The organism is Tenacibaculum profundi (assembly GCF_057162725.1).
The window spans coordinates 865,831-892,292 of the sequence record NZ_CM169894.1; the positions used below are offsets into that span (position 1 = coordinate 865,831).

Sequence of the window (26,462 nt, forward strand, 5' to 3'; positions counted from 1 at the left end):
TGGAAATATTTAAAAAATTATACTTAATTTAAAGTAGTTAAAATATCTTTTTGTGGATTTTAACTCCATAACTAACATCTTTAGTTAGGAGGTCGTATTGAACTCCAAGTCCAAAACCAAAATCACCTTTATTTATGTAGTTTATTGAAGTCTCTATGCTTTGAATACCATTGATAGGATTTAAGTTTACTCCCGGAGATAAATAAAATCCAGAGCCATATTTTACCACTTTTTTCTCAATAGTATTAGTAATTGTTTTAACATCAACTTCAGCAGTTACTTTATTTTGATATACAGTTCCATCCGATAAAATTTCACTATAAATCTTTGCATTTTCTAATTGAGTCGTGTCTCTATATTTATTGAGGTTTTTTACTAAATCCTCATCGCCTTTAGGAATAGGAGTATCTTTATAAACAGGAACGACACGATCTTGATAAATTATAGTAGGCTGCTGCGTAGGCTGTTGCAGTTGTAATCTATTATTTATAGCCTCTTCAATTTCTTTTTTGATGTCAATAGTGGTGGTCTCTTTTTCAGTTACAACCTCACGCTCAGGCTTTAAAAAAAACTTATAGATTCCAAATAGTAAAAGAGCTATAATAAGAATATCTTTTATGTCGATACTAAATTTTCTGTTTATGTTTTTCATCATAATGATTTTAGCATTTTAATTAATTCCTCTTGAGGATGTATATCCGATTTATCAGGTCTAAAAGATACATGAGCCCATATCCCTTCCTCTCCACTTAAAGCTCTTTTATTATACTTAAACATAACCTCTCCTTTATAATTAAGGGGGATGTTGTAGTATTTACCCCAATACAATAAAAGTTCATATAGAGCCTTTATTTGGGCATCAGTGTACTTTTCAAAATAGTGGTATCCTCTAAACTCGTTTTTGTAATACACTACATTATCCTTATCGATTTCTCTTCCTGTGTATGAGTAGTATTTTCCGTTTCTTTTCACGAGACCGCCCCAACTATCTAACTCAACACCGATAAACTCTTTGTTCCTCTTCTTGTTTAAAGAGGGCAATCCAAAATATTTAAAATGAAACCTTTTAATACCTAAATGATGCGCCCAGTATTTAGATGAAAATAAGCGATGTATTTTACCATCTCTACCAATGATTACACAAGTAGCAACGTGTTGAGGATTGGATTTCCACCAATTAATATCCCCAGCCACAGAGTTTCCGGATACAGTATGATGGAGGACAATTCCCTTTTTTTTAGTTTCCTCCTTGTAATATTGGTTTGATGGAAAATAATGGTTAATCGTTTTCATCTAATTCACCGTATTTATCAACATATTTAACAAGTTTCTTTTTTACATCCTTTACGACCCCTTCTAAATAGTCATTGTACTTAATAAGTTTATTTACTTGATCTTCCATGTCAGCTAATAGTTTTTTCTCTATTTCTCTGACCTTTTCAATATTTTCTAACTCTGTTGTTTTTTCATTTAATCGTTTACTTTTTCGACCTCCGAAAAAAGCAACAATAGAGCCTATTATTCCTGTGATTAACTCCCAATTCTCTTTTAATAAAGTCAGCATTTTAATTTGGTATTTTTAATTGTTTGCTATACATAAAACCACCAATAAGGCGAATCACATAATGCGTTAAATAGTTTTTGATTTTCTTTTTTGGGGCTAATACTTTGCGCCACCTTAAACGTTCCTCATCAGCAAATTTTCTTGCATCATAAAAACTGTTATTGAAATGATTTACTTGACCAGCTTTATCAACCCAAAGAGCATCATGGATTAGATCACCTATAAATGCTTTGTCAATTGGTTTGAAAATTGACCATGCCCAACTGGGTACTGAAGATAAATCAGTTTTAAATCCTTTAGGTATATGAAGCTCGTATCCATCAGATAATATTACCGAAATATCTTGAGTAGTTTCAAATGTTCTTTCTCCTTTTCCTGTAGGTAAATATGCTAAAGAAATTGATACTGGGTTTTCTAAATATTTGATTTTTATTGCTTCCATTTTACACCGCTTATTTGTTCTACAATACCATCTAAAACTCTTTTTCCTGTTTCTGAATCTACAATAGCCTGAAGCATATAGTAAATTTGATTAGGTTGACCGTCTTTAACTTGTGGCTCATTATTCATTGCATCTAAAAACACTTGAGGATTTCCATTTTGCCAAATATTAATCTGATTATTATAATAAGCTAACAATGTAGAAGTGACAGCTCTTACTTGTGAACTAGGATGTTCCTCTGCTGTTTTTTGTAAGTGTACAAAAGCATTACGGTATCTACTCAACCGAAGTTTAATTCTATTTTTTATAGGCTCTAACCATGTTTTTTTATAAAACACTTCTCCATTATCGTATAATATTTTTAGTGTCTTTTCAATATCAGTTTCAATACCATTTTCATCTAATATATCTTCATTTTCAATAGTTACTGCTAATAATCCATCTTTTTCACTATAAAAATTATCACTAATTTTTCTACCTCCATAAGTATATTTAGGTATTGCTCCATAGCAACCTCTTTTTTTAAAATCACAACTTAACAACTCTTGTTCGTTTGCAAATTCAAAACCTTCAAATCCTTTTATTTTTTGTAATACAATTTCCATATTAATATACTTTTGAGTTAATGTTTGATAGTTTCGCAACCCTATATCCAGTAAAAGTCATATAGACATTTGTAAGATTTACAGTTCCATTATAGACACCTATTGAAACACCATTTTTAAAAACCTCATACTTATTAGGTTCTAAAACAATATCAATAACATCATCAACTGAAATTTGGGTGGTTCCTATATTTCCTCCATTTGGAGCATACACATAAAAAGTATTTCCGTTTTGAATGTAAACTCTTGGATTTCCTCCAGTAGAAACATTGTTTTGATTATTTGTTCTGATATAACAATATGCATTTGAAGCACCTTGTAGTCTTTCTACTTTAAATGAAAACTCTAACCTTGAAGAGCTAGTTAACCCTCCAAAATATGCATGCTCATTCCATCCGTTACCTCCTGAATTCTCAGCTTCATACCCCCCAGTAGTTAATATAGTATTGTTATTACTTCCTAATTTTACCCATAATTCAGGAGTTACTCCTGTTAAGGTTGGGATATAAATACTAATATTTTTAGCATCTACACTAATAGTATGTTGTTGATTACTTGGGCTTTTTAAGTTTATTATATAAGTCTGTAAATCCTCATTGGTTGTAAGTTCCAATATCAACTCATCAAAGGTTTTGGAAATAATGTTAACAGAAACTCCTGTTTGATTTGCAGTCGTTACATTAACACTGTTTATAAAATCTAAAAATGACCCTTTTATGATTACTTGAGATGTTTTGTTTATCTCTACTATTGAAGGTAAAAAGGTATCTATTACAAATTTTGGGTTATATGATGCGCCGCTTCCGCTCTCCGCCCCTCCTTTTTTAAAAGATCCTATAAATTCACATAGATAGTCATCAGGGTTAGAGACAGTTTTATCATTTTCATCTACTAATTCAGATTCAGCAAATGATTTTGATGTATTGTCAATTAAATTATGAATATGAATGTAACCCCTTTGTATTTCATAGTTTAAATAGCCTGAAGGAATTCTTTTTACAGTATTCCCATCATCAACAAATACTGTTACCCCTTTTAAATATACTTTAACTGCCATTATATCTGATTTAATTAATAATCAAATATATTTTCATAACTGAACATTGCAGTTTAAAAAGAACACTTAAAACACATTAAATCCTATGTATCTTATTTACTATCTTATCTGTGAATGTTAAATTTACTTGAGCTTTGCGAGTGTGACTACCATAAACAGGTTCTTGAATTTCTCCTATCGATACAGGAAAGTACTTATAACTATAACTGTGATTATTGAGGTTGTAATCATTAATCTTAATGTCATCTGCTAATAATAAGAAGTCAAATATTTCATTAGTTAAACAATCAGGAATCATATTAGTTTGGAACTTATACTCATTAGTTTGTTTAATAGATATTTGTCTTTTGACATAATTTCTATTTACAATATTATCTTCCTCTAATTTAGGATTACGTCTACCAAAAAAGCCAGGTATTCTTAATGTGGTTTCAAACCCTGATCCCTCAAATGTAATACCTAGATTTTCTAAATATCCATTCATAGCAACATCAATACGAGTTGTACCATTTGCAACTGAAGTAGAGTAATTTTGAAGATTATAAACTAAATATTCAATATCAATTGAAATGCCAACTAAATTACATCTCTTTACAATCTTGTATGACCCAGTACCTAAATCTTCTAATACTTTTTTCCATTCTATCTTGAATATTTTCAAATCAGGAATATCAGTTATTGTATTAAAGTTTTTTAATTCTCCATAGGTGTTATCATCTAAAGGATATTCTGTATCATCAGACATATCTATCATTATAAAATCACATGTTTCACTTGGTATTTGTCTTTTGTGATAAAAACTAGAGTAATCATTTTTGTAGCTTTCATTGTCAGTTAATGAAGCTAATACTTTATGATAATAACAACACTCTTTAAATATTTCGTCAGGTGTCTCTAACTGTTCAGGAATATCTACATACAATGCATAAGACAATGTGCGTTCTTTATGACCACAAGGATCATATCCATTAGCACAAGCAAAATCACTTGTGTCTACGTAAACTATATCTAATAAATTTTCTGTCATTATTGTGGGTTATTATTACATTGACTTGTACCTCTAACATTTACTGATTGATTAGACAGTGTAGTCAAATCATTTTCAAATAAAGTTAATGAAACTTGAACCTCATTAACTGAGCCTGTTTCATTTAAACAAGGTCTAGCACATAATTCTAACTGAACATTAGCTATCCCATTGCTACCTAAAACCATTACATCTTCTTGAACAAATCCTGAAGATATTGCCGAGAAGTTATTAGAATGACCTGTATCGCTTGTTACATGCCCCAATGCTCCATGTGAATTATTGACCATAAAAACAGTTTTTAATTGATACCTCACATTTTGATTTGGTTGCCCCGTTATCTTAAATTTTCTTAACTCACCCTCATTGCCACATGAAGCTATTCCTAGAGACAATGAGCCAATACTTGGCGATGTACTTTGAGTTATACATAGTGTTGCGTTAGAGACAATACCATTAACATCAATTTTAAAACTATAATTTAATATCGTTTGAAATGGATGAGATGTTACTCTCATTCTAAATGTATCATTACCACCATTAAAAGGAGTTGTTAAATCAATATCACTATAAACAATGTCGCCATTTGAAGGAACATAACTGTTAGGATTAGTATCATTAATAAAAACTGTATCCCATGAGCTAGGTGTTGTATTACAACCACCTTCACCAACTTCTACTTCTGAACCTTGAGTTGGCTGTGGACAAATACCAGTAACATTCCATGCTGTTCCTCCTAATGGTGCTAACACTGTAATTGTTGCTTGTGTTGGGAATGCTTGACTTTTATTAAATGTTAGCATTCCTGAACCTGTAGATGGACTTCCTGTGTTTATATCAGAAGGGCTTACTCCAGCTGCTATAAGTTGTGCATCGTATGAACTAGAACCTACAAATCCAGTATCAAAAGTTTGACCATTCCACTCAATAATAAATCTATCAGGCACACTATAGGCGTTATAATTTATGCCTGCTGTACCAATATTATCACCAAAATCTAATACATAACTAAAGTTTCCTACATTTCCTGAAGGACTAAATGTCTCATCACACGAAACTATAGTTTCATTGATCTCTACTCCAGTTAATCCTGATAAGAAGCCATTGACTAGCTGATCTACTTCTGATTGATCTTTTTGGTCAATATAATAATACTTCTTTTCACAAGTCAATGCATTCCATTCTATAAAGTACTTTCTAAAGTATGTAGGTCTAGTAAACACATTAGAATTATTTTGATTTACAATTACATTAAAAACAATTTTTAAAGATTTAGTATAATCAATATCAATAAAGAATGCACCTTTTTTAATATTTAGGTTTCCATTTAGTATTGCAGGTTTTAATAATCCAATTGATAGTATTCCTTGACCGTAATCACTGCCTGATGTAACCCCTGTTGATTTACCCCCATAAAAAGATGTTGCTGTATCAAAATCTAATCCGAACTCATCTACAAACGGATTAAAACTATTGGGTTGTGTGTTTTCTGAAATTCTATTATTACCATCTAAATCTGCTTTTGCAAATTTCCATTCAGTTAATGGATTACCTCCTACAGAATTATTTTCATTAAAAAACTCTGTGGTTAGCGTTTCATTATTATCAACCTTCCATTCTTCTAGTTGTATTCCTGATGATTGTGATGTTAGGCTATCTTCTAATAATTCATCAATAACAAAATATGATCGGACATTATCCTCACAAAAATTAAAATCAATAATGTTTAAGTCTTTTAAAAACACCTTATGCTGCCATCCTTCAGGAATTACAATTTTTAATGATATTGGTGTAGTTGGGGGATTTTCTAACTTGTAAGTTCGATCTAAAAAATACACATAATTGATACCATCATTTAACTCATCAAAAGTCACACAACTATCAAACAACATTTGACCACCACTCCATAATTGGAATAACACCTCCATATCTTCAGGACTTGATGTATCTGTTTTCTCAACTTCAAAATTACAGTTGATTCTAACTCTATTGTTAGAAGTGTCGATATTACCTATTTGTCTGATAAAACTTGTGGAATTGGAATCAGAATCAAGGGTTAGTTTATTATCAATAGTTTGTAATACATTTGAGGAATCGTGAAGCCAATTACCCTCATCATTTACAGAACTAAAGTCTAAACTTAATATCGTATTTAGGTTTTCGTTACACATCTATTACTCAAAATTGAAATTTTCAACAATTGGTTTTCCATCAAAATTAACAGTATTTAGCAACCATATTTTTGCTAATTCATTAGATGGTTGTATTTCAGGATTTTCAAATGTACCTCCATTAAAAAATGTTTTAGCTAATTCAACAGACGGTACACCATAATCTAAAATAATAACATCATCTAAATTACCATGTTCAAGAAAATATTCCTCTATAGGCATATTAGTATCTCCTGTATTTTCTGTGTCAGGAAGAACAACATACCCTGTACGTTGATTTTCTTCATTGATAATCAATTCAATATTCTCAACTTTTATTAATTCATCATCAATATTTTGAAAAACACCAAATAATAGAACTAGAGAATTGTTGAATCTATTATAATAAGTATTGATGTCATGTATTTCTAAATTGAGATATACACCATCCGTAATAGTGCTTTTTTTGTATACAGAATTTTTTGATATAATTTTCATTTTTTTAAAATTTAAAATGTGCCTTTAACGACACCAGTTATACTTGATTGTATTGATATAGGAAAAACACTTAATGCTCCAATTGAACTTGATCCTCCTGAAATTCCTGATAGTATTGCTTGAGTAATAAATAAAGTTGTTATATTTCTTCCTGTACTGCCATTATCTCCAATATAAATTCTAAAATCACTAGCACTTCCGTTATCCGTTAGAGTAATTGTTTCAGTAGCGTTTCCGCTTTGACTTATTTTTTTTACGTGTGTTTGTACCCAACCATTAGGATTATTTAGATAACCTGATACATGATATTCATCCAAACCATTCCCATGACGATATACAGCAAATTTTATTGAGAAGTTTGTACCACCATAAGGTATTTTGATTTCATAATACCCACTCCCATTTTGCTTAAAAGCATAAGGGCCGCCTAAATCAGGAACTACTTTTCTAACATTCCCACTAGTATCAATGCTTAAATATTGATCTGATGTTGAACCAGTTGGTACATTTAAAAGCTTTAAGGGTTTAAATATCTCTACAAGATTTGCAGTCATTCTTAATAATTGTTGACTTAAATAGTTCCAAAAAACCCACGCAAAATTTCCTTGCTGAAAAAAATTAAAACCTGGATTTTTTACATCATTACCACGAGCCTCAAGATTTATTGCACCATTTTGAGAAGGGTCAGATTTAATTGTAACACCCCATGAAGAATGCCTATTTCCTGCAAAAAACTTATCTTTTACAGTTGCTACTCCATCAACTTGTAAATTTCCTGTATTAGATACTCCATCTTTTTCAGGGTCAAAGTCACCTACATATACATCTGATAAACTATAAATAGAATCTTTGATGTCATTGGGGATTTCATCTGTCTTGATTTTCAACCAATCTTTATCACCCTCTTTTACTTCAGTCTTGTTGTAAAATTCAATTACACACACTTCTTTTTCATCTGTCTGATAAGTATAGTTAGTATTATCCACCTTCCCTTTTACAGTAATATTATAAATATCTCCATCTATAGTATCCTTACCTGATTTATGAGACAAATATTCTAAATAAACACTACGACCTACATAATCTTTAAAGTGAATTATTGATCCCTCAATCATAGTATCTAAAAGAATACCTATATCGTTTAAATCTGCTGTTTTTTTTGCTACTGTGATTTCAAATGAATTAGTATTGTTCATTGCATTGTTATTCCAAACTAGAACACCTACAGGAATAACACCATTATTTGATTCAGCTTGAGATAAATATGGCGCTCCAGTGTATTTACCTACTTTTTTAAGTAACTCTTTAAGAACATCATTATGATCTTGTGCTAGAATACCACCAAAGCCTGCATTTGGGTCAATAGCAGTATCAATATTTTGCTCTGTTATTTTTAAATTATCTGCCATATCGTATTTTTTTATTCGTATTTAGCTTCGTATTTAGTTTCATATTTGCCATCTTTAGGGTTGTTACCTCCTGTACCTTCAGCCCAGCAACCAATTCTTCCTGTTATTTTATATCGTAATGCATTTTCAAGTCTGTCAGGATTTACCAAACAAGTAGCCTTTACAATATTTGATGCTAATTGCTCAAATCTTAAATGTGTTTCTCCTGATAAAGGAATTAATGGATTATCAGGTTCACTCCCCCAAACACTTGATAGTTGTCTATGTTCAAACTCACCAGCACCTTTATCAATTTCTAAAGTGGTAACTGCATACATTTTATTTATATCAAAATCTTCAAATAAGTGTGTGTAAGTGATTTCAATTCTAGTAGGTTCATTATCTAGTAAAACACCTAAAGGCTTTCCAGTTTCAGGATCAGTACCGACATTAAGAAGTGTATCATCAGAATCTCTATAATAATGATGATCGGTTTCAATATTTAGATTTTCATCATAATCATTAAAGGTTAATTCAAAAGTGTTTTTATGTCTTTTAAATTCACCATCCTCAATAATTTCTGTAAAAACAAAAAAGTTGATTTTATAATCATCAATATTCCCTGATCTTAAATAATCTAACCAGTCATTATGATAACCGTCATTTAATAATGTGTTATCGTAATACTCTGTAGGAACAGCATCTCTTTGTAACCAATCCTCCCAACGTATCTTTGTTGCAAAAAAGACTTTATATCCTTTTTCTATTCCTGTATCATTATCTTCATCCCTGAAAATTTTCACCCAATTTTTATTGTTTCCTGATTCTAATTTAAAACCACGTATGTTATCATAATCTATTTGCTGAATATCATTAGAATCTTTTGGAAAAACTGATAAATTAACTGGTATCTCCTCTAGGATAAATGATGCTCCAGTATTTTGATTTACCACCTCATAACCAAAAATCATATTTCGTAATAAAATATCCTCAGTAGTATTAACCTTAAAAAATAATCTTGACAATATATCATCTTCGATAAAACCGAAATACTTTTCAACCCCTGCCACATTTTCACTTTGAGGGTGCTCAATAAATTGATTTGTCATATTTGGATAAGGGCCGGCTGGAGGAATCACCTTAACCATATCATTATAATCTGTCAATAATGATACTCGATCAGAAAAGTTTATTTGTAAATTATGATCTGCAACTGATACCCATAAAATATATTTACGGTCATTCTCGTTTTTACTTTCAAAGAGCTCTGTAAAAAAGGCATTAGGTATAAACTTCGCTTTTAAGATAATTTTATTAGACCCTGCCGAATTAAAAAGTATGTTTTCACTTGCTTGTAAATCAATCTTTGGCTCACCATAACTATAACCTGAATAATTGGTTGTTCCTGTATTTTCGCTTAAATTAAATGACCCTCCATCATTGAGAGTATAAGTTCTTTCCTTTCCTGTATTTACTAAAAGATTTTGATGGAAAGGTGTCATTTTGTTATGATAATCATCCTCATCTTGTGGTATCCAAGCAAAACCAATATTAAATTCAGAATTTAAAGACAGATTATTTATTCCTGAAACCTCAATCTCAACATTAACTGGGTTTGCATAATCCAATTGTGATAATGGATTCCCTGATTCATCATAATATGCAATACTATCAATAATAAAATTATTATCTAAACCGTTAAAATTCTCATTAAACCATCCTGTATTCCCAAGTCGTTCTGTATGATCTAAATTGTTTCTTATTACAGTGTTTGGATTATTCCATTCAGGATATACAACAAGTTCAAAATTATCAGTCAATGAGCCTGCATTAAATAAAATGCTTGGAGCAATCATTTCTTCTAAATTTGATACTTGTTCAAAGAAACTAGCAATCATAAAATTGCACACTACTGTGTAACTATAAACACCACTATTAGGAACATGTTTAATTACCCAACATTTATCTATTGCCATACCTGATTGAATACCGTCAGGATTCATTTCAATAGGAACATTAGTTATTAAATTATTTAATCCTGCAAATGAGAATTCAGCGACACTACCATCAATAAATGAGTTTAGATTATCAGATTGATAATTGTCATTTGTAAGGTGCGAGTATCTGAATTTTAACCCTTCAGGCTCTTTAGTGGATTCAAATTTGACATTGTAAATCTTTTCGTTTCCTCTATCTGTTGGTATTACACCTATGGATTGCAAGTGGTCAACTGTAAACAATGTATCATGTTCCATTGTATCTCCATAGAGATTTGTAATTGTTAAATTAGCGATATAAGATGTGGTGTCCGTATTTCCATTACCGTCTAATACATCTCTTTTGTATGTAAACTTTACTACATCTCCAATATCAAAACCATAGAAACTCCATGTTTTGCCATTGTTTAGTTTAATGGTTTTTTCAGGTACATAAATTGAAACCGTTTCCTGTGTTGATGCTTTAAAATCAATAGTAACTTCAAAAGTTACTCTTAATTGCTGCCAATCACCAACATTACCCAATAGCCAATCTGTCTCTTGAGAAGTAGGGTAGAATTGATTTCTATATGCTCTATTTATTACTTTTACGCCCATTTTGGTAATTTCTTATAATCTCTTGTGCTTCTTCGGCTTTACCTTGTTTTGCTAGACTTATAGCTTTTTGTGTTAATGCTTTTAATTTATCGATCTCATTTGCTTCATCTTGTGGTAAATTTTTAAGCAACTCACTAAAAGTTGTATCTAATATTTGAACTTGTAAGTTTATTTGAGAACTTGCTTTTTTTGACAAATTCAATAATTGCTGTATGTTTAAATCTTTATAACTCATTATTCCACATATTCAATTTTTAAATTGTTGGTGTATTTCTTTTTTACTCTATAATCGATAACTGCTGTTTGATCTTCAGGTCGCCAAACAAACTTTTCTATTTCAAATCGATTACCGTTAGTGTCAGTACCAATGTTATTAGATAACAAGTCATTAAAATCTTTTAATTTCATTGGTATCCTTTGCCCTTCAAATCTTTGATATTGATTGTGATAACCGTTTACCTCAGCGAAACTATTTATGTAATGGTATTTATCCCATAATGAACGTGCTGATAGTAAGGTGCGCTGGTCATTGGCTAGTTTACTTCCTGACATCATTACGATTTTAGGCACTGTTAAAAAATGTGAACTCAATAATAGTGACCCTAATCTATTTTGTATTTGGGAAGCAAAGTTTGTTCCTCCTCCAAAAATGCCAGTTATATTATCTACTATTCTACCTAAATCTTTTGCAATTTCTTCTACTCTTGTAAGCTCTGTTTTTGTTTTACCAATTGAAAAAGGAATTGATATTTGAGCCAAGTTTTTTATATTAACTAAATTTTGATTTTGAATTGTTACTGGAGTAGTAATTGCTTGAAATACTCTTCCTGTTTGGTCATCTAATGTATTTTGATCTTGAGTGTCGTATTGCCAAAAAATATTGTAATTAGATATGATCTCATTTGTATTAAATGAAATTCTATCCAAAAGACGTTCTTGGTCGCTAAAGAAGTTGGGTATTTGATAACTCGATACCACTTCAAAAGAATCTTTTCTTTCAAAATAAAAGACACCATTTTTTATTCTGTAATCAGCATTAAATTTTTCTTTAAACACTCTGATGCAATCCCCAAATGTGTAAATAGGATCAGAATTGATAGGATGACCTTTATCTCCTGATTCTCCCTTTCTGTCTTTAGAGGGAATATAAATCCAGTCACCAATTTCATTTAATAAATTACTTTGCAATTGTAGATTTAGATACTGACAAGCTCTCTCAAATAATGTTTTTACACGAATTCCTGAATGGTATCTTTTCTTTGGTAATAATTGCTCGAAAACCTCTTCAACTAGTTTTATTATGGCTATTGTAATTGCAATGATGTAGGCTATACGTGCAATAGTTTTTAAAACTACCAGTATAAAGTTACCTAAATCCCATGCAGTTACAGCTACAGCACCAAATCCTACACCTACACCTATGACTGGAGTAGCTGCATCAGTAACATCACCTATTGTATCTGCTAATCGCTGAACATTCTCAATCAGTTCCTTTGTCATCATATAGATTGACATAGACAATACAATAATTTGCATTCCATCAGGAACGTAATTAATTACATAAGGTACTTTTACATAGTCACCATTTGTAATAAATCCTTTATCTGCCAGGTATGCAAAACTAAACCCATCAGCAACATCATTTAACCAATCGTTACCCTGAACCTTTTTTAGAGAACAAACAACTTCTTCATTACCTATAAATGTGCTTTCATCTGCAAAATCTAAATAGCCATCAAAAGTAAATTCAGGTAATGAATTATCATTAACTTTTATTGTATATGGTTCACCCTCAAAAATACCAACACCTCCTGATGTACCGTTTAAAATTCTTTCTAATAGGTAATCTTTAGCCTCAAGAACAAACTCTAAATCAGTAATATTAATATTAGCTTCATCTTTTTTATTCAGCCAATCAACTGTGATTTCTAAATCCTGCCAGTTACGAGGTTCGCCATAATCCTGACCATTTATGTAGTGTCTAATACGTGTCATAGCTTTCTCTTTTTGATTTTAAACCTATTATAAACAGTCTTATTTGGAGTGCTCGTAGTAGATATAAGTTCTACAGCATTAGCTAATTTTACGACATCAAAATCTGTTACTGGTTTATTTACAATAGCCCTCTTAACCTCTTTTAATTCATACTCTAAATTTTTATTACTTGGAAATATTGGAACTGTTTTAGTGAAATCAGACCTCTGCTGTGCAAAGAAATTTGTGTTTAGCTTTCCTCGATTAGCTAATTCTTTAAGAGCATAGAAATTATCACGCCCCATATTATTCATTTCATTTACAGAAAAAATACCTTCTCGGCCCTCAACCATAATAGGAATACCTCCTTTATTGCCTTGATGAGATTGACCTCGAAAAACACCATTACTAGGTAATTTATCTTCCACGATACCACCATCACCGAAACTTTGTAAACTAGCTGTAATACCCTCAATAATTGCTATATCCCTTAAAGTTTTTACTATTGCTGTACCCGAATCTTGCCCCTCTTTTAAAGAACCTAAATTCGCATTATAAGTTCTCCAATAAGACTGTAGTTTTTGAATTCGATCTAATCGCTCTTGCTGTTTTAATACTCTAGCTTCTCGTTTTGCAAGTTCTTTTTGTTCAAATGCCAATGTATTGGTAAGCCCATTTTGTGCCCTTGATCTTTGGTCATCAACTGCATCTTGTTGTTTATCTAAATTATTTTCAGATGATTGTACAGCTTTTCTTTGTACCTCTTCCAGTCTTGTTAAAACCTCTGTAAACAACGCTTTTAATTCATTAGAAAATTCCTCCCATTTATTCCTTGTATCTTTGAGATTATCCTCAAGCCCCTTTTGTAACCTGTTAAACTGTTTGTCTGCTAATTCTTTTTCAATTTCTAATCGGTTAATACTTAGTTCTATTTGTCGTTCTGAAGACTCTTCTAGTAGTGTTATTCTTAAATCTTCTCTTTTTCTTATTAACTCTAATTGCTTTTCAGAACCCTCTTTTTCATTGGCAATTCTGTTATCTAAAACTCTGATTTCTAATTTTTTATTTTCCTTTATTGCTTCATTTTCAGCATCGATAGATTTTAATTTGTTTTTTAGTCTTTTTATTTCTGCTGTTTCTTGAATTTTCGTTTTTCTGTCTTCAAATTCTTTTAACTTTTTTAAAAAACTCTCCCTTTGTTTTTTAGTTAAATCAGAGGTATTAATGTTTTCAAGCTCTTTAAACTCATTATTCAATTTTTTTATAGCATTTAGCTCTTCTTTACTTACAATTCTTTCTCCTTTTAAGTCGTTTATTTTAGCGGCTATTCCTACTAATGATTTATCTATATCTCTAAAATCTCTTTTTGCAGTTTGAATCTCTTGAAGCCACTCTCTAAATCTATTGATTGTGATTTCATTTAACCCTGAACTTTGTAATTGCTCATTTAGTTCTATTATATTATCAATAGCAAGTTTTTGATTTCCTAAAAAAACATCAAAACTACCGTCTTCCTTAAAGTCGACATTAAACTCAACGTCTAATTCACTCGATTTTGCAAATTTGTTAAACTCATCCAACTCTTTTTGAGCATTAATTCTGAACTTGGTCAAAAATCTTTGAAATTCATTTAGCCTTGATTCGAAGCTCTTTGTAACATCGTTAACAAATTGCTCTGATAAATCCTTTTCTTTATCTATTAAATCTATCAACAAGTCAAGATTCTGCTCAAATATATCTCTTTCAATTTCACGTCTTTTTTTAGCGTTTTCAAGAATAACCAAACCTCTTTCTTTTTCTCCCTCAATCAGAGCCTGTAGAGCTTTCTGTTGTTCCTCTAATAAATTATCATCTAATGGATTTTTACCATCACGCTCACTTAAATCAATATTTAATTGCAATAATGCTTTAGCAAATTTTATTTCATCTTTTATTCCTGCTATTGCATTTGCTCTAGCGCCTATTGTAGTAGCATTTGCTTGTAGATCAGCTTTTGCCTTTGCATTGGTTATTGATAAGTTCAATTTTAGTATCTGATTCTCTTTTTCTAAAACCTCTAAATTCTTGACGAGTGCTAATCTAGTAGCTTCTAATTGAGTTCGTAAACTCAAAGTACTGTCATCACTTGTGATCTCTAATTCTCGTAATTCGGCTCTTAAATCGATTAGCTCCAGTGTAACTTTTCTTATTTGATCGCCTATCTCAAAAGCCCTAACAATTCCTTCAAAACTTGTATTAACACTATCTTTAGCATCTTTATATCTCTGTGAAAAGCCACCTATAGCATCCGATATTAAATCCCAACTTTCAGCATATTTTTCTCCATTTTCAATACCATTCTTTTCAATTTCTTTATTCAATTCTCTTATCTGATTTTCAACAGCTTCTATTTCAGGTTTCAGACTTTTTCCTATAGGATTAATATTTGCTATTTCTAAAAATACTTTCTTTATTTCGAGACCAAAGGATTTTATCCTTTTACCAAAATTTGAAAAACTACTAAATAGTGCAGAAAAGAATTTTAAAAACCCTTTGCCTAAATCAGCCAATGTTCCAATTAAAACTTTGACAGTAGCATTAAATACAGCCATAGCTTTTTGAGTTCTTATCACTCCTGATCTACCTTGTTTAAATATGCTAAATAAACTCGCTAGTAGTGTCAATAGTAATATTATACCAGTAGTTTTTAAAGCTGTTCCTAACGCTCTAAATCCTTTTCGTAAGCCACTTATTGATTTAGTATTCTTTTTGTTTGCTTCGGTATTTTTATCAGTAGATTTAGTTAATTTAGATATTCTACTTACTATTTTTTCGATAGCGGTATCCAAGAAAACAATATTTGTTTTAAATAAATCTGTTTCTTTTAGTGCCTCAACGATACTCTCTGTATAGCCACCAACATTTATTTTGTTTTGAATAAATTTATCTGAATTCTGTTTTAAAACCTCTGTTAACTCATCAATTTCTTTGTTATAATCTGCTATTTTTTGCCTTCCTTCTTCAGTTGTAATATTTGAGTTTTGTACTGCAATTCTTAAAGCAGAGATACGTTCTCTAACCTCCTTTAAGGTTTCTACACGCTCATTTTGAATTTTAATTAATGCTTCTTGTAACTTTATCTCATCTTTAGATAATTTATTAGACTGTATTACTTCTTTTTGCTCTTTATTTATGGCTTGAGTAACATCTTTAATTTGAACTTTTAACTCAGCTCTTTTCTTTGCAGCTTCTTTAGTATTGATGATACCTTGTTTTTCAAAGGCATTAGTTTTTTTTAGTTCAAGTCTATATTCGGTTAATTTTAATTCTAAATCTGTTAGACTTTTCCCCTGAAGATTATTCAGCTTTATTAATTGCTCATTAGTTTTCTTATAATCTTTTTGAGCATTATGAACGACTTTTAGTGTAGATTCGACACTCTTATAAGAACTTTTAAGAACATCAACAGCTTCTGCAAAATTATTTAATGCATCAATATCTTTAGGATTGAGTAATGATATTTGACCTTTTAAAGATTCTGCTTCTTTTTTTATAAATCGGCCAGTCTCTTTTAGATCAGATTTTAATTTCTCAAATCCGCCATCATCATCAATTAATTGACTATATTTTACTATTGCCTCTGCCATCAGGGTACTTTTCTTTTATATGGTCTATCAGTGCATAAAAATCAAATACACTTAAACATTCAACATCTTTATTAGTATGTTCAGAAACTGAAAACAAAAATTTCCTGAAATCTACTTCCATAAATACCTCCATATTATTTTCAATATTTATGTTCCATATATTTGTTGGAAATATTTCTAAGATTCTTTTTTCTATACTATTTAACTTTTCATCATTCTTTAATTTATTATCAATAATTCCATCCAGTTCAAGTGTTAGCTTACTTTTCAACTCAATTGAATACTGGATTAAATCTGAATTTCTAAAATGATGGGGATAATATTTCTCAAGTGTTAACTCGATTTTTTTTTTACTTGTGACAGTACATCATCCATCATTTCTTTTGTAAAACCAATTTCATCTAGTCTATTTTCAATTTCAGTTAATGTGTTTGAGTTTATGTTTGTAAACACCTTTTTATCAATGCTTTTAACTAAAATTGCTAACGCTTTGTTTCTTGGAGTATATTCATTCAGACAGTTAAATACATTTTGTCTGTTATTTTTAAGCTCTTTGATTGCTTCTGATTTCATATCACTTTCCAAAAAACGAATAGCCTTCTGCATTCTTCTGTCATAATCAGTAATTGAGCTACCTACCTCATTATCTATCATCAAATATTTATTAAATGATTGATACCTTTTTATAGATAAGTTTTCAGGGCTATCATAAAATTTTACAGTATGTTTTCCTACCTTAATTTCCATAGCTGAAAAGTAGAGTTATTAGTTTTTTTTGCTCTCTAAAAAGAACACACAAAACACATTTTGTATATTTGGAATAATTCTTAAACAAGAAACTTATGTATATTAGATATTTACTTTTTTTTATTTTACTTTTTTCAACAATAAGCTCCTATTCTCAAAAAAAAGAAAGAGTTAAATTAAAAGGAGTTGAAATGCAGAATGATTACCATAATAAAATATCATGGGTTTTATCAAAGAAGGTAGCGTTAAACAGCAGAGATTTCATCTATTTTGGAAGCCCTATTCAAAGTTATTTAAGGCTTTATTATGGGATCAAAGAAGTAGATGGAAAACCATACATCACGTCGCTTAAATTAGGAAATTCATTTTTTAGTGATGAGTGGGTGTTTTTTGATGAAATCAGCTATTTAATTGGGACTAGAAAAGAAATTAAAGAATGGAAAGGAGTTAATTTTAAAGTTACTGCATCAGGGGAAAAAGATTCAGGTGTTAGAATTTCCGAAGTATCAACCGTCAATGTTTATGGTGAAGCAGAAAAATTTATTAAGTATATTCTTGAAAATGAAGCTAAACCAATGTCTATCAGATATGATGATCTTGATAGTAATAAAAACGCACAAATAGATGTTCCCAAAAAAGTAGTTGGGAAATTAAAAAAACATTTTAAGGCTTTAATTGATAGTTACAATAAAATGAATGAAGTTTACAAATTAGATAATTCTTTTTAAAATGGCTGAATTCTGCAAGGACTGTGCAAATAGATTAGGTATGAGACCTGATAGTAAACCATTACTTTGTGAAGGATGTGGTAAATACTTTGAAAAAAAGTCTTTTTGGTCATTCCTTTTTAACAATAAAAAAGCCCTCAATGAAGAGGGCTCTAATCAAGTTATTCATTAGTGTATTAATCAAACGAACTGTACTTGATTTAATTCTTTAGCAAATTCATGCAATTTGCTTTCTATTTTTTTTGCTGTTTTTTCACTTGGTTTTCTATATCCTTGCACATATTGACTTAACTGACTTTGATTTACTCCAGTAATACGTTCCAATGCTGCATAACTAAACATTTTTGAATAATATTCTAAAAAAGAAGGTAAATCATATTTATACTGAAATTCTAAATCAGGAAACTCCTTTTTTTCGTCTTTAAACAACTCTTCCATATCCTCTTTAGAAACCATCATATCCTCTATAGCCTCATTTACTGTATCACCAGTTCCTAATAACATAAAATCTAATTTATCACTCGATACACGAGCATCGTAAGTTCCATCAACTCCTTTTTCTAATATAACTGTTACTTTCATAATTTAGTTTTTAAGGGGGTTATAATTTAACCCCCGATTGTTTGCTAATGTCTTTTAACGTGCCTTTTTTAACTTCTTGGCTTTCATGCCTACCAGTTGGAAATGTATTTCCTGTAATAGGACTAAACCATAAAGGGTGACGTTTACCCTCTCGTTTAACATAACAGCCAGCTTTTTTCAGCTTTCTGTGTAACTCCGAATATTTCATAATGAACGTTTGATTAATACACTACAAATATAATGCTATTAATATTAATAGCAAAATAAATTGATATGTATTTTTAAAAAAGACTATTTTTTAAGAATATTACTCATTGCAGCTACCATTATAGGAGTGAAAATATCAATCCAGGTTATCTGAAAAAATAGTATTGAAATTAGTACAGGGATTATCGCTAAATGATGTTCAAAACAAAATGCACATTCTGAAACCTCGTGTAAAAATCTTGATCGCCACTTCATAGACAAAACACCTATTTTTTCCTGAAGAGAGTATTTTATAGCAATAACTTTAAAGCCCCAAAAAACTAAAAATATAAAGATGTATTTTTCCATTAGTGATATACTTTAGAATTTGATATTTCTGATTCAATATGCCAACTGGTATCAATACCTTGACTTAACTCATAAGTGATATACCCTCCTGATTTAACTGTAATTGCTGTAACCACTCTTTTTAATTGATCCTCATCAGTTAATAAGAAAACTACTTCGCCTATCCTGTATTTATTATCAACTACCATCATTGTAATTTATTTAAGAGGTCAGTTTTTTGTTGATCGGACAATGCATTAAATATTGTGTCATTTGAAAAATCAAGAGTAGGAAGTAACAATTGCAGCACTTCATTTTGACTAATATTATTGACAATCGCATTATTTCTGTCAAGGTTGATAGGGCAATCTTCTTGTAACATTATTTTACAGTTAAATCGAAAACCACTATAGGGCGCCATTAAATAATTTTCAGTTTCCTCAAGACTAAATTCTCTGTAAATTTCCTGAAACTCTCTAACTACAGTATCTATCTTTAACTGATACCATACACCATTCATTTTTCTAGTTAGTACTTCTCTAACATCACGGATTAAGTGTTGGGTGAATTTTTCAGTCTCTAATAGTTTATCATTAATTTTTTGAAGATTTACCCAAAAGACAATTCCTAAATCATAACTCAAGTAGTTAAAATCATTTTGTGTAAAGTCATTATCTTCTTTACCTATTACAAAAAAGCACATCCCTTTTTTGTCATTGTCAGGAGTAACACGGTGATAGTCATATTTTTTAGCACCCTTTTTACCAATATACACTTCAGGGAAATATAAATACTTACCATCTTTACGCTCGATATGCCTGTATGATCTCGCATAGGCGTGTGATAACCAAGATAAATTGGTATCTAATTTGGCTTGAATGTCTTGAACAACAGCATCAATTTCTATTGGCTGTGTTTCAACTGGTATATTAGGATTTTGTAAAGTGACCATTTACTGCATTTTTTAGTTCCTCTATTAAATATTTATCTACGAAATCTTGTAAGTACTGTTTTTGAATCCCAAGCATTTCTTTACCATACCTTCTAATAACGTGTTCCCCATAATCAATATCTGAAGTGATTTTAAATTGACCATCCTCAGCTACAATTTGAATACTAGCGTGAAATTTACCAGTAAAGTGAGTATCTACATATTGTACTTGTAAACCCGCTTTTATACGTACTCTCTTGTACGGATTTGAATATCCTTTTTTTGGTAATTTATAATCTAGTTTTTTGCCTAAACTATTTTCACCTTTCTCATCTAACTGATTAACAATGTTGTAATTCTTGATAACGAAACCATATTTTGTAACAGCATTTTTTACTGTCTCATCAATTACTTTTGGTAATCGATCAATAATTTTTATTTCATCATCAAATACTCCCATTATGCTACTCCATATTTTACACGATTCTTTTTAGTGCATGGTAAACAAGTCTTTGATAGATTATCTGTGTCAATATTAACTGCTTTTACAGCTCTACTCAATTGAGTTACAATATTGACATAGTTGGTATCTTTATCACCCTCTAAATCTCTTATAATTAAGTGCTTTAAATTCTCCTCAATATGATTTATTTGCTGTGAGAACTTAATGTCACGTAGTATCAAATGTGTTACTTTTAATCCCAGTGCATTTTTTAAAAGCATTTTATTGTCGCATAAAAAACTAGTTAAATCACACTTTGCAGAAATATTGAGATTGATACCGAAATTATTGTCATAAACAGAAAAACTACTTTCTAAATCAAACATTTTTCTATCAGTGTCTAATGATGCGCTTGGAACATAAATAGGTTGTACACTTACATATTTTTTAATAGCATTCCATCTATGTAAATCAATACCACCATTACAAGAACCACAAAAACCAGTTCTCCAGTTTAATTTTTTATACTGGAGTGCTTGACCTGAAATATCATCTTGATAATACCCAACTATCCAATGACCTTCTGACATGTCATCATTCTCAAAACTCAAATCAATACTGTCATTAATCCAAGCCCACTGCATACCTTGAGTAGAGTTGAGTGTAATTGTTTTAACAGGATCTACTTTTGTGCTGTGATAGATATAGATTTTTAAATCATTTTGGACCTGTGTGAATTGAAAGCCTAAACGGTTTATTATTGCTTTAAACCCAATATCACTATTTGTTTTGATTTTTAAACCTACAAACCTACTTTCATTTAATATTACGTCATTAGCCCATCCGTGACCATTTATAATTGTACCATTTGCTAATAACTCTTTTGAGAATTCAGTTATTTTTTTTTCTGTAAAGATTTGATTACCTAATTGTGTAATACCTACTTTTATTTTTTCATTTAGATATTCATTGAGTTCTCTATTTTCAGGAAGTGATGTAGAAATTAAATCTAATCGTAATGCTGGATGATAATCTTGATAGAACTCACCACTTTCAGATTCATTTAATCCTGCATTTAGGGCCGGTATTTCATTTTCATCATAATGATTTTTCCAACCAAGAATATTTTTTAGGCAATTTTGAAGTTTAGTTGTATCAAACATAGTATAAAGGTTTAAAAAAAGCCCACGCTCGAACTACGATAGTGGACTTTTTAAGAATTAGCAATAAGGTAATTATGACAAGAACTCAAACTTTTTAATTCCTCCAGCTACATTAGCAGGGTCACTATTGTAAGGTGTCAATAAGCAAACATCTAATGATAATTGCCATCTCTCAACTTTTGTAGCTTGTAAATGCTCTAATCCTTGAACATTTGATACATCCTCACAAGTAGACTTGTATTGTACACCAACATCTAAACCTAAACGATTTAAACGCTCTACACTCCATTCAGTACCATCAGTAGTTGTATTTCCTGATCTTGCATCTGCATTAATTCTAGTTAATAGACCTAATGAACCGTGAGGCATAGCAAATCCAGTTGCTAAAACACCACCACCATCTACAACTCTGTTAGAGAATGTAAATGTTTTGTCATTAAACTGATAATTCAATGTCTCATCATTAGAATTACCTTGATTAATGTAGTGACGTACTGAAGGCATTAAATTTGTAGACCCTACAATTACATGCTCCATTAAATCAAAATCATCTGCAATTTGTACTGCATCTAAATCATTAAAAAATAATTCTTGTTGTGCAGCAGCTACTTGAACTGCATCACCAACTAAAGGATACTTTGATCCTATTAATGTTGAATTATAGATTGTAGATTTTTCAGTATCTAACTTTGAAAAGATGTTATTTTCAATAGATTTACCAAAAGAACGTTCAATACGTCTCAATTTTCTATCAAAATCCTCAAAATATGAGATTTCATTTTTTCTGTGCTGTTCTTTAATCATGTGTAAGTTAGCCACCATAGTAAGCCAAGTTACATCTACTAATTCAGATTCATTATCTAAATCTCCAATAGTACATGATCTAACTGCCGTAATGTTTACATCTCCTGTATCTTTCATTACAGGGATTTTAAATACTCTTCCTTCTGAATCGTTTGCTTTTGTCTCAACATCCTGAGAAACAATAGATTCAGGGTGATTGGTCATTGCTTGGATAGCTCTTAATAATCCAAGTTGTGTACCTCGCCACTCTTGATTGTCTAGGCGATTAGGGTACATTGCTCTTAATTCTTGCTTGTAAGTTGCAAATAAACTCATGTGTTTCGTTTTTTAAAAGTTATTGTAATGGTAATTTTGAAACATCATACTCAGCATAAGCACCATCTACAAGTTGATTCCAATCAGCAGAATTTCTTTCAATTCCTTGAGCTGTTAAAGCCTTTGCGGCTGTTTTATTGAACTCTAATTTTGTACTGAAGGCACTACTGTCTAGTACTAACTTCTTTTTGGCTTTGTCCCCTTCGCCAACAGTGACTATATTCCCCTTTTTTTCAGCAGGCGCACCACCACCACCTTGTTCAGGTTTTTTGATGACACTTGCTAATTTTGTTTCCCAGTATTCTTTTGCAGTCATGGGTTTATATTGAGAGTTAAGCATTGGATTTCCATCCTCATTATGCAAAACGACTTTTCCGTCTACTATTTTAGCATTCTTTATTACAGAATTGCTGTGTAATTGCTTCATAGCATCAACAGCCTCTTGTGGTATGCTAAATTCTAACCCTGTTAAACCTGAATTTAAAAAACCACTAACCTGGCTCTGTAATTGTTCAGTTTTTAACGTGTTAATTTGATTTTCAAACTCTGATCTTTCAGTATCCCATTTAGACACCGCTTCATTATGTGTCTTTTTCCAGTACTCATTTTGACCTCCTTCAGCTTTTAATGTCTCAATTTGCTTTTCAAGCTCCTTGATTTTGCCTTCTTTATCACCGCCTTTTGATTCTTTTAGCTTTTTCAACTCACTCATTTTTTGTTTAATGAACTCGTAAGTTTTAACATCATTAGGTCTACTTTCTCCTAACGAACCTAAAATATCATTATCTAAATCAGAATAGACTTTTGCTATTCTTGGCTTAATTTCTTGCTCAAAATGAGCGTTTGCATGATTCGTCAGTAACTCTTTACCTTCATCAGTTGTTTGAATGTGCGCTATAACCCCTGTTAACGCTCCTTTGTCTTTAGATATAAAATCTAGTACTTCTTGTAATATCATAATTCCCCTTTATGAGTTTTTAAATTATTTTTTATCAGCTTCGTTTGGCTTTTCTGTTGTTTTTGGAGGTTTAGCATCCTCTGTTTTTTTTGCATCAGTTTTTACAGGCTCTTTAGCTTTTAATTCAGCTTCTTTTTTAGCAATTTCAGCTTCACGTTTTTTTAGATCAGCTTCTTTTTGTGCTAATGTTTTTTCCTTTTTAGACAAATCATCATCTTTTTTAGGTGCTTTCTCTAAATCCTCAATTGTAGGATCGTGAATAATGTGAACATCTGTATATCCTAATTTTGCAAACTGAGCTTTACTAACCTCAAAACTTTTTTGATTGAATTTTTTATGCTGCACCTTGAATTCAAACTTCTTTTTTACATTGTCAGCTATTGATTTAACAATAACGACATGATAAAGATGTCTTTCAGATTCATTAATTTGTTTAGGAAATAAACTATTCGGTACTTCCTTCAGTTGCTTTTGAACTATCTCCAGTTTGTTTGGTTTTAATGTACTCATCGCTGTATTTATTTAAAATTTCTTTTATTTTTTGAAGTCTTTTATGTAACTCTAAATCTTTACCAAATTCTACTAATGGTGTGTTTTCAATCTCAAACCGATTAAGAAAACTAATTAACCTACCTTTTAAGAAAAACTCTTGTTCGGTAATTAATCCTAAATTCATTTTCTCTAATGCTTCAGATACTGATTCGTGTGGTAACGGATCAAGTAATTTTATCAGTTCAAGTTTGGTTATCTTACTAGGATTACCCTTGTATTTAGTGGCTATGAGTTGTTCATAAATCATATCTACTTCCTCTATTGGTAAACCTATTTTTTTAGCATTTTCATACTTTTCCTGTAATTCTAATTCTGATAACAAATAAAATTCTGTTCCAAAATTTGCGTTTACTTTAACATCAGTTTTTGCTCCTGATTGTAATTTTGCTACAGTTTGAACAATCCATTTATACAACTCATCAAAGTTTGATTTGATTTTTAAAAGCACATTTTCTCTACTTTCAAAACTCCCTTTAACTTGCATTTCATTGATTGCTTCCTTATTTAGAACACTATCAATACCAACTGTTTTTAATTTGATATTTTTCTCAAGATCATTCAAGTCAGTTTTGGTAAATTCTAAACTGGTAGTATCAGGTGAGATCATTCTAAATACACCAGCACTATCAGGATCATCTTTGGTTTGTTTAGCAGGAATGTCTATTACAACACCTGGCCCTAAAAGTTCTTTTTTAGAACATGCAGGACAATCAATGTATTTAGTTCCGTGTTTTTCTACATCACCCTCATAATAGGTGTGACTTTCTTCAATAACACCACTATGACACCCCTCTACATCACAAATATCTTCTACACGTTCAATTATTGGGAATGCGCCATAATGTTTTACATAGAAATTGTAAACATCAAATAATTGCCACTCTTTAATTTTACTTAAAGTACTAGTAAATGGAATCTTTCTATTAAACTCATCTTTAGAGTTGAATTTATCACTGATAAACATTCTAGCAGGACAAACACCTGCATTATGAGGTATGTTAATCTCCTCTTTATACTTACCATCATCAACAATAAAAACTCTGTAGGCCTGTTCATCATAAAAAGCCACTCGTTTTATTGTTTTTCCATCATCTAATATTTCTATAGAGTGAGTAAAAGCAATATAATTTAGCGTAGAATCAGTATTAATACTGCAATCAATAATTCTATCATTTTCAATAGATAATAAATATGGATTACCATCTTTATCTTTATCGATTACAACTACAGTATTTGGTTTATTCTTTAAAACTTCCTTTCCTTTTTCCTCAATCCATTTAACAGGATTAATTCTAGCAATAGAGGTTTTAAGTTTATCACCACCATTTGATTTAGTTAATTCAAAGTCAAAGAACGTATTTCGAGCATCAAAAACTTTATACAAGTCTGTTAGTATGCTCTCTGTTATATCTACTGATGAAAGTGGATAAGAAATATATTGCTTAATCCTTTTACTTCTTTCAGCAGAAAATATGTTGTCTAAAAAACTTGTTACCTCTTTCCAGCCAGCCTCATTCTTGAGGTCATCAAGATATTTTGGTTCTGTAAATACTCTTAAACGGCTTTCATATTTTTTACCTTCATTTATCTCCTTCTTGAGTTTCGGATTTTCGAGTATTTGTTTTATTTGTCTTTCTGATAATTTCATTGTCTTTTAGCTCATATTTGCCATCTGCGATTATCCAATCTTTACTGTTTCTGCGTAATAGAGCAAGTGCATGATCTTGTTTAAAATCAAACACTTTTTTATCTCTTACTCTTTTTAATTTTATAGTTTCCAT

The 26,462-nt window shown here is 30.7% G+C and carries 30 protein-coding genes; 2 read left to right on the forward strand and 28 right to left on the reverse strand.

From position 1 onward, the window contains the following. Window positions 1–37 precede the first annotated feature (37 nt). The 16 genes from AC2GW8_RS03420 to AC2GW8_RS03495 form a co-directional block, all read right to left on the reverse strand. Window positions 38–652 (reverse strand): hypothetical protein, encoded by a 615-nt coding sequence (locus AC2GW8_RS03420; RefSeq protein WP_440881391.1) that lies wholly within the window; start codon window positions 650–652, stop codon window positions 38–40. Beyond that, window positions 652–1,293: an N-acetylmuramoyl-L-alanine amidase gene (locus tag AC2GW8_RS03425; protein WP_440881392.1), complete on the reverse strand. Its 642-nt coding sequence runs from the start codon at window positions 1,291–1,293 to the stop codon at window positions 652–654. Before AC2GW8_RS03425 ends, AC2GW8_RS03420 begins: the two co-directional genes overlap by 1 nt. After that, the gene (locus AC2GW8_RS03430) at window positions 1,280–1,564 is read right to left on the reverse strand and encodes a hypothetical protein (protein ID WP_440881393.1); all 285 of its coding nucleotides are present in this window, start codon (window positions 1,562–1,564) and stop codon (window positions 1,280–1,282) included. The genes AC2GW8_RS03425 and AC2GW8_RS03430 overlap by 14 nt, the downstream gene beginning before the upstream one ends. Before the next feature lies 1 nt (window position 1,565). Then, window positions 1,566–2,006 carry a DUF1353 domain-containing protein gene (locus AC2GW8_RS03435; RefSeq protein ID WP_440881394.1) on the reverse strand — a complete coding sequence of 147 codons (441 nt, stop codon included), beginning with the start codon at window positions 2,004–2,006 and terminating at the stop codon, window positions 1,566–1,568. Further along, entirely contained in the window at window positions 1,994–2,611 is a 618-nt protein-coding gene (locus AC2GW8_RS03440; RefSeq protein ID WP_440881395.1) for a hypothetical protein, read from the reverse strand. Before AC2GW8_RS03440 ends, AC2GW8_RS03435 begins: the two co-directional genes overlap by 13 nt. Window position 2,612: 1 nt before the next feature. Beyond that, complete coding sequence (locus AC2GW8_RS03445; RefSeq protein ID WP_440881396.1) at window positions 2,613–3,668, reverse strand: hypothetical protein; 1,056 nt, start codon at window positions 3,666–3,668, stop codon at window positions 2,613–2,615. A 76-nt stretch (window positions 3,669–3,744) separates the two neighbouring features. Further along, the gene (locus tag AC2GW8_RS03450; protein WP_440881397.1) at window positions 3,745–4,695 is read right to left on the reverse strand and encodes a hypothetical protein; all 951 of its coding nucleotides are present in this window, start codon (window positions 4,693–4,695) and stop codon (window positions 3,745–3,747) included. Further along, window positions 4,695–6,866, reverse strand: a complete 2,172-nt coding sequence (locus tag AC2GW8_RS03455) for a hypothetical protein (RefSeq protein ID WP_440881398.1) — start codon at window positions 6,864–6,866, stop codon at window positions 4,695–4,697. The genes AC2GW8_RS03450 and AC2GW8_RS03455 overlap by 1 nt, the downstream gene beginning before the upstream one ends. 3 nt (window positions 6,867–6,869) lie before the next feature. Continuing rightward, a complete protein-coding gene (locus AC2GW8_RS03460; protein ID WP_271677589.1) occupies window positions 6,870–7,343 on the reverse strand; it encodes a hypothetical protein in 474 nt (157 codons plus the stop codon). A gap of 11 nt (window positions 7,344–7,354) precedes the next feature. Beyond that, on the reverse strand, window positions 7,355–8,752 hold the full coding sequence (locus AC2GW8_RS03465; RefSeq protein ID WP_440881399.1) for a hypothetical protein: 1,398 nt from the start codon (window positions 8,750–8,752) through the stop codon (window positions 7,355–7,357). Window positions 8,753–8,763: 11 nt separating this feature from the next. Beyond that, a complete protein-coding gene (locus AC2GW8_RS03470; protein WP_440881400.1) occupies window positions 8,764–11,325 on the reverse strand; it encodes a hypothetical protein in 2,562 nt (853 codons plus the stop codon). Then, window positions 11,303–11,560, reverse strand: a complete 258-nt coding sequence (locus AC2GW8_RS03475) for a hypothetical protein (RefSeq protein WP_440881401.1) — start codon at window positions 11,558–11,560, stop codon at window positions 11,303–11,305. The genes AC2GW8_RS03470 and AC2GW8_RS03475 overlap by 23 nt, the downstream gene beginning before the upstream one ends. Beyond that, a complete protein-coding gene (locus AC2GW8_RS03480; RefSeq protein WP_440881402.1) occupies window positions 11,560–13,320 on the reverse strand; it encodes a hypothetical protein in 1,761 nt (586 codons plus the stop codon). Before AC2GW8_RS03480 ends, AC2GW8_RS03475 begins: the two co-directional genes overlap by 1 nt. Continuing rightward, window positions 13,317–16,925 carry a hypothetical protein gene (locus tag AC2GW8_RS03485; protein WP_440881403.1) on the reverse strand — a complete coding sequence of 1,203 codons (3,609 nt, stop codon included), beginning with the start codon at window positions 16,923–16,925 and terminating at the stop codon, window positions 13,317–13,319. Before AC2GW8_RS03485 ends, AC2GW8_RS03480 begins: the two co-directional genes overlap by 4 nt. Next, on the reverse strand, window positions 16,900–17,196 hold the full coding sequence (locus AC2GW8_RS03490; RefSeq protein ID WP_440881404.1) for a hypothetical protein: 297 nt from the start codon (window positions 17,194–17,196) through the stop codon (window positions 16,900–16,902). Before AC2GW8_RS03490 ends, AC2GW8_RS03485 begins: the two co-directional genes overlap by 26 nt. Before the next feature lie 62 nt (window positions 17,197–17,258). Further along, window positions 17,259–17,672, reverse strand: a complete 414-nt coding sequence (locus AC2GW8_RS03495) for a hypothetical protein (RefSeq protein ID WP_440881405.1) — start codon at window positions 17,670–17,672, stop codon at window positions 17,259–17,261. Between the two features lie 95 nt (window positions 17,673–17,767). Here AC2GW8_RS03495 and AC2GW8_RS03500 point away from each other — a divergent pair, with 95 nt between their 5' ends. Beyond that, window positions 17,768–18,400 carry a hypothetical protein gene (locus AC2GW8_RS03500; RefSeq protein WP_440881406.1) on the forward strand — a complete coding sequence of 211 codons (633 nt, stop codon included), beginning with the start codon at window positions 17,768–17,770 and terminating at the stop codon, window positions 18,398–18,400. 1 nt (window position 18,401) lies between these two features. Next, window positions 18,402–18,572: a hypothetical protein gene (locus tag AC2GW8_RS03505; protein WP_440881407.1), complete on the forward strand. Its 171-nt coding sequence runs from the start codon at window positions 18,402–18,404 to the stop codon at window positions 18,570–18,572. A gap of 8 nt (window positions 18,573–18,580) precedes the next feature. Here the strand turns inward: AC2GW8_RS03505 and AC2GW8_RS03510 are convergent, their stop codons facing one another. The 12 genes from AC2GW8_RS03510 to AC2GW8_RS03565 form a co-directional block, all read right to left on the reverse strand. After that, window positions 18,581–18,982 (reverse strand): helix-turn-helix domain-containing protein, encoded by a 402-nt coding sequence (locus tag AC2GW8_RS03510; protein ID WP_440881408.1) that lies wholly within the window; start codon window positions 18,980–18,982, stop codon window positions 18,581–18,583. A gap of 19 nt (window positions 18,983–19,001) precedes the next feature. Continuing rightward, window positions 19,002–19,190, reverse strand: a complete 189-nt coding sequence (locus AC2GW8_RS03515) for a type II toxin-antitoxin system HicA family toxin (RefSeq protein WP_440881409.1) — start codon at window positions 19,188–19,190, stop codon at window positions 19,002–19,004. 83 nt (window positions 19,191–19,273) lie between these two features. Further along, complete coding sequence (locus tag AC2GW8_RS03520) at window positions 19,274–19,537, reverse strand: hypothetical protein (RefSeq protein WP_440881410.1); 264 nt, start codon at window positions 19,535–19,537, stop codon at window positions 19,274–19,276. Then, window positions 19,537–19,728 (reverse strand): hypothetical protein, encoded by a 192-nt coding sequence (locus AC2GW8_RS03525; RefSeq protein ID WP_440881411.1) that lies wholly within the window; start codon window positions 19,726–19,728, stop codon window positions 19,537–19,539. The genes AC2GW8_RS03520 and AC2GW8_RS03525 overlap by 1 nt, the downstream gene beginning before the upstream one ends. Beyond that, window positions 19,725–20,468, reverse strand: coding sequence for a hypothetical protein (locus AC2GW8_RS03530; RefSeq protein WP_440881412.1), 744 nt, complete (start codon window positions 20,466–20,468; stop codon window positions 19,725–19,727). Before AC2GW8_RS03530 ends, AC2GW8_RS03525 begins: the two co-directional genes overlap by 4 nt. Further along, on the reverse strand, window positions 20,446–20,907 hold the full coding sequence (locus AC2GW8_RS03535; protein WP_440881413.1) for a hypothetical protein: 462 nt from the start codon (window positions 20,905–20,907) through the stop codon (window positions 20,446–20,448). Before AC2GW8_RS03535 ends, AC2GW8_RS03530 begins: the two co-directional genes overlap by 23 nt. Beyond that, window positions 20,907–22,052 carry a hypothetical protein gene (locus tag AC2GW8_RS03540; protein WP_440881414.1) on the reverse strand — a complete coding sequence of 382 codons (1,146 nt, stop codon included), beginning with the start codon at window positions 22,050–22,052 and terminating at the stop codon, window positions 20,907–20,909. Before AC2GW8_RS03540 ends, AC2GW8_RS03535 begins: the two co-directional genes overlap by 1 nt. 72 nt (window positions 22,053–22,124) lie before the next feature. After that, complete coding sequence (locus tag AC2GW8_RS03545) at window positions 22,125–23,171, reverse strand: hypothetical protein (protein ID WP_440881415.1); 1,047 nt, start codon at window positions 23,169–23,171, stop codon at window positions 22,125–22,127. A 19-nt stretch (window positions 23,172–23,190) separates the two neighbouring features. Further along, window positions 23,191–24,129 carry a hypothetical protein gene (locus AC2GW8_RS03550; protein ID WP_440881416.1) on the reverse strand — a complete coding sequence of 313 codons (939 nt, stop codon included), beginning with the start codon at window positions 24,127–24,129 and terminating at the stop codon, window positions 23,191–23,193. 24 nt (window positions 24,130–24,153) lie between these two features. Further along, window positions 24,154–24,639, reverse strand: a complete 486-nt coding sequence (locus AC2GW8_RS03555; protein WP_440881417.1) for a hypothetical protein — start codon at window positions 24,637–24,639, stop codon at window positions 24,154–24,156. Then, entirely contained in the window at window positions 24,575–26,329 is a 1,755-nt protein-coding gene (locus AC2GW8_RS03560; protein ID WP_440881418.1) for a type 2 periplasmic-binding domain-containing protein, read from the reverse strand. Before AC2GW8_RS03560 ends, AC2GW8_RS03555 begins: the two co-directional genes overlap by 65 nt. Further along, window positions 26,262–26,462, reverse strand: a complete 201-nt coding sequence (locus tag AC2GW8_RS03565; RefSeq protein WP_440881419.1) for a hypothetical protein — start codon at window positions 26,460–26,462, stop codon at window positions 26,262–26,264. Before AC2GW8_RS03565 ends, AC2GW8_RS03560 begins: the two co-directional genes overlap by 68 nt.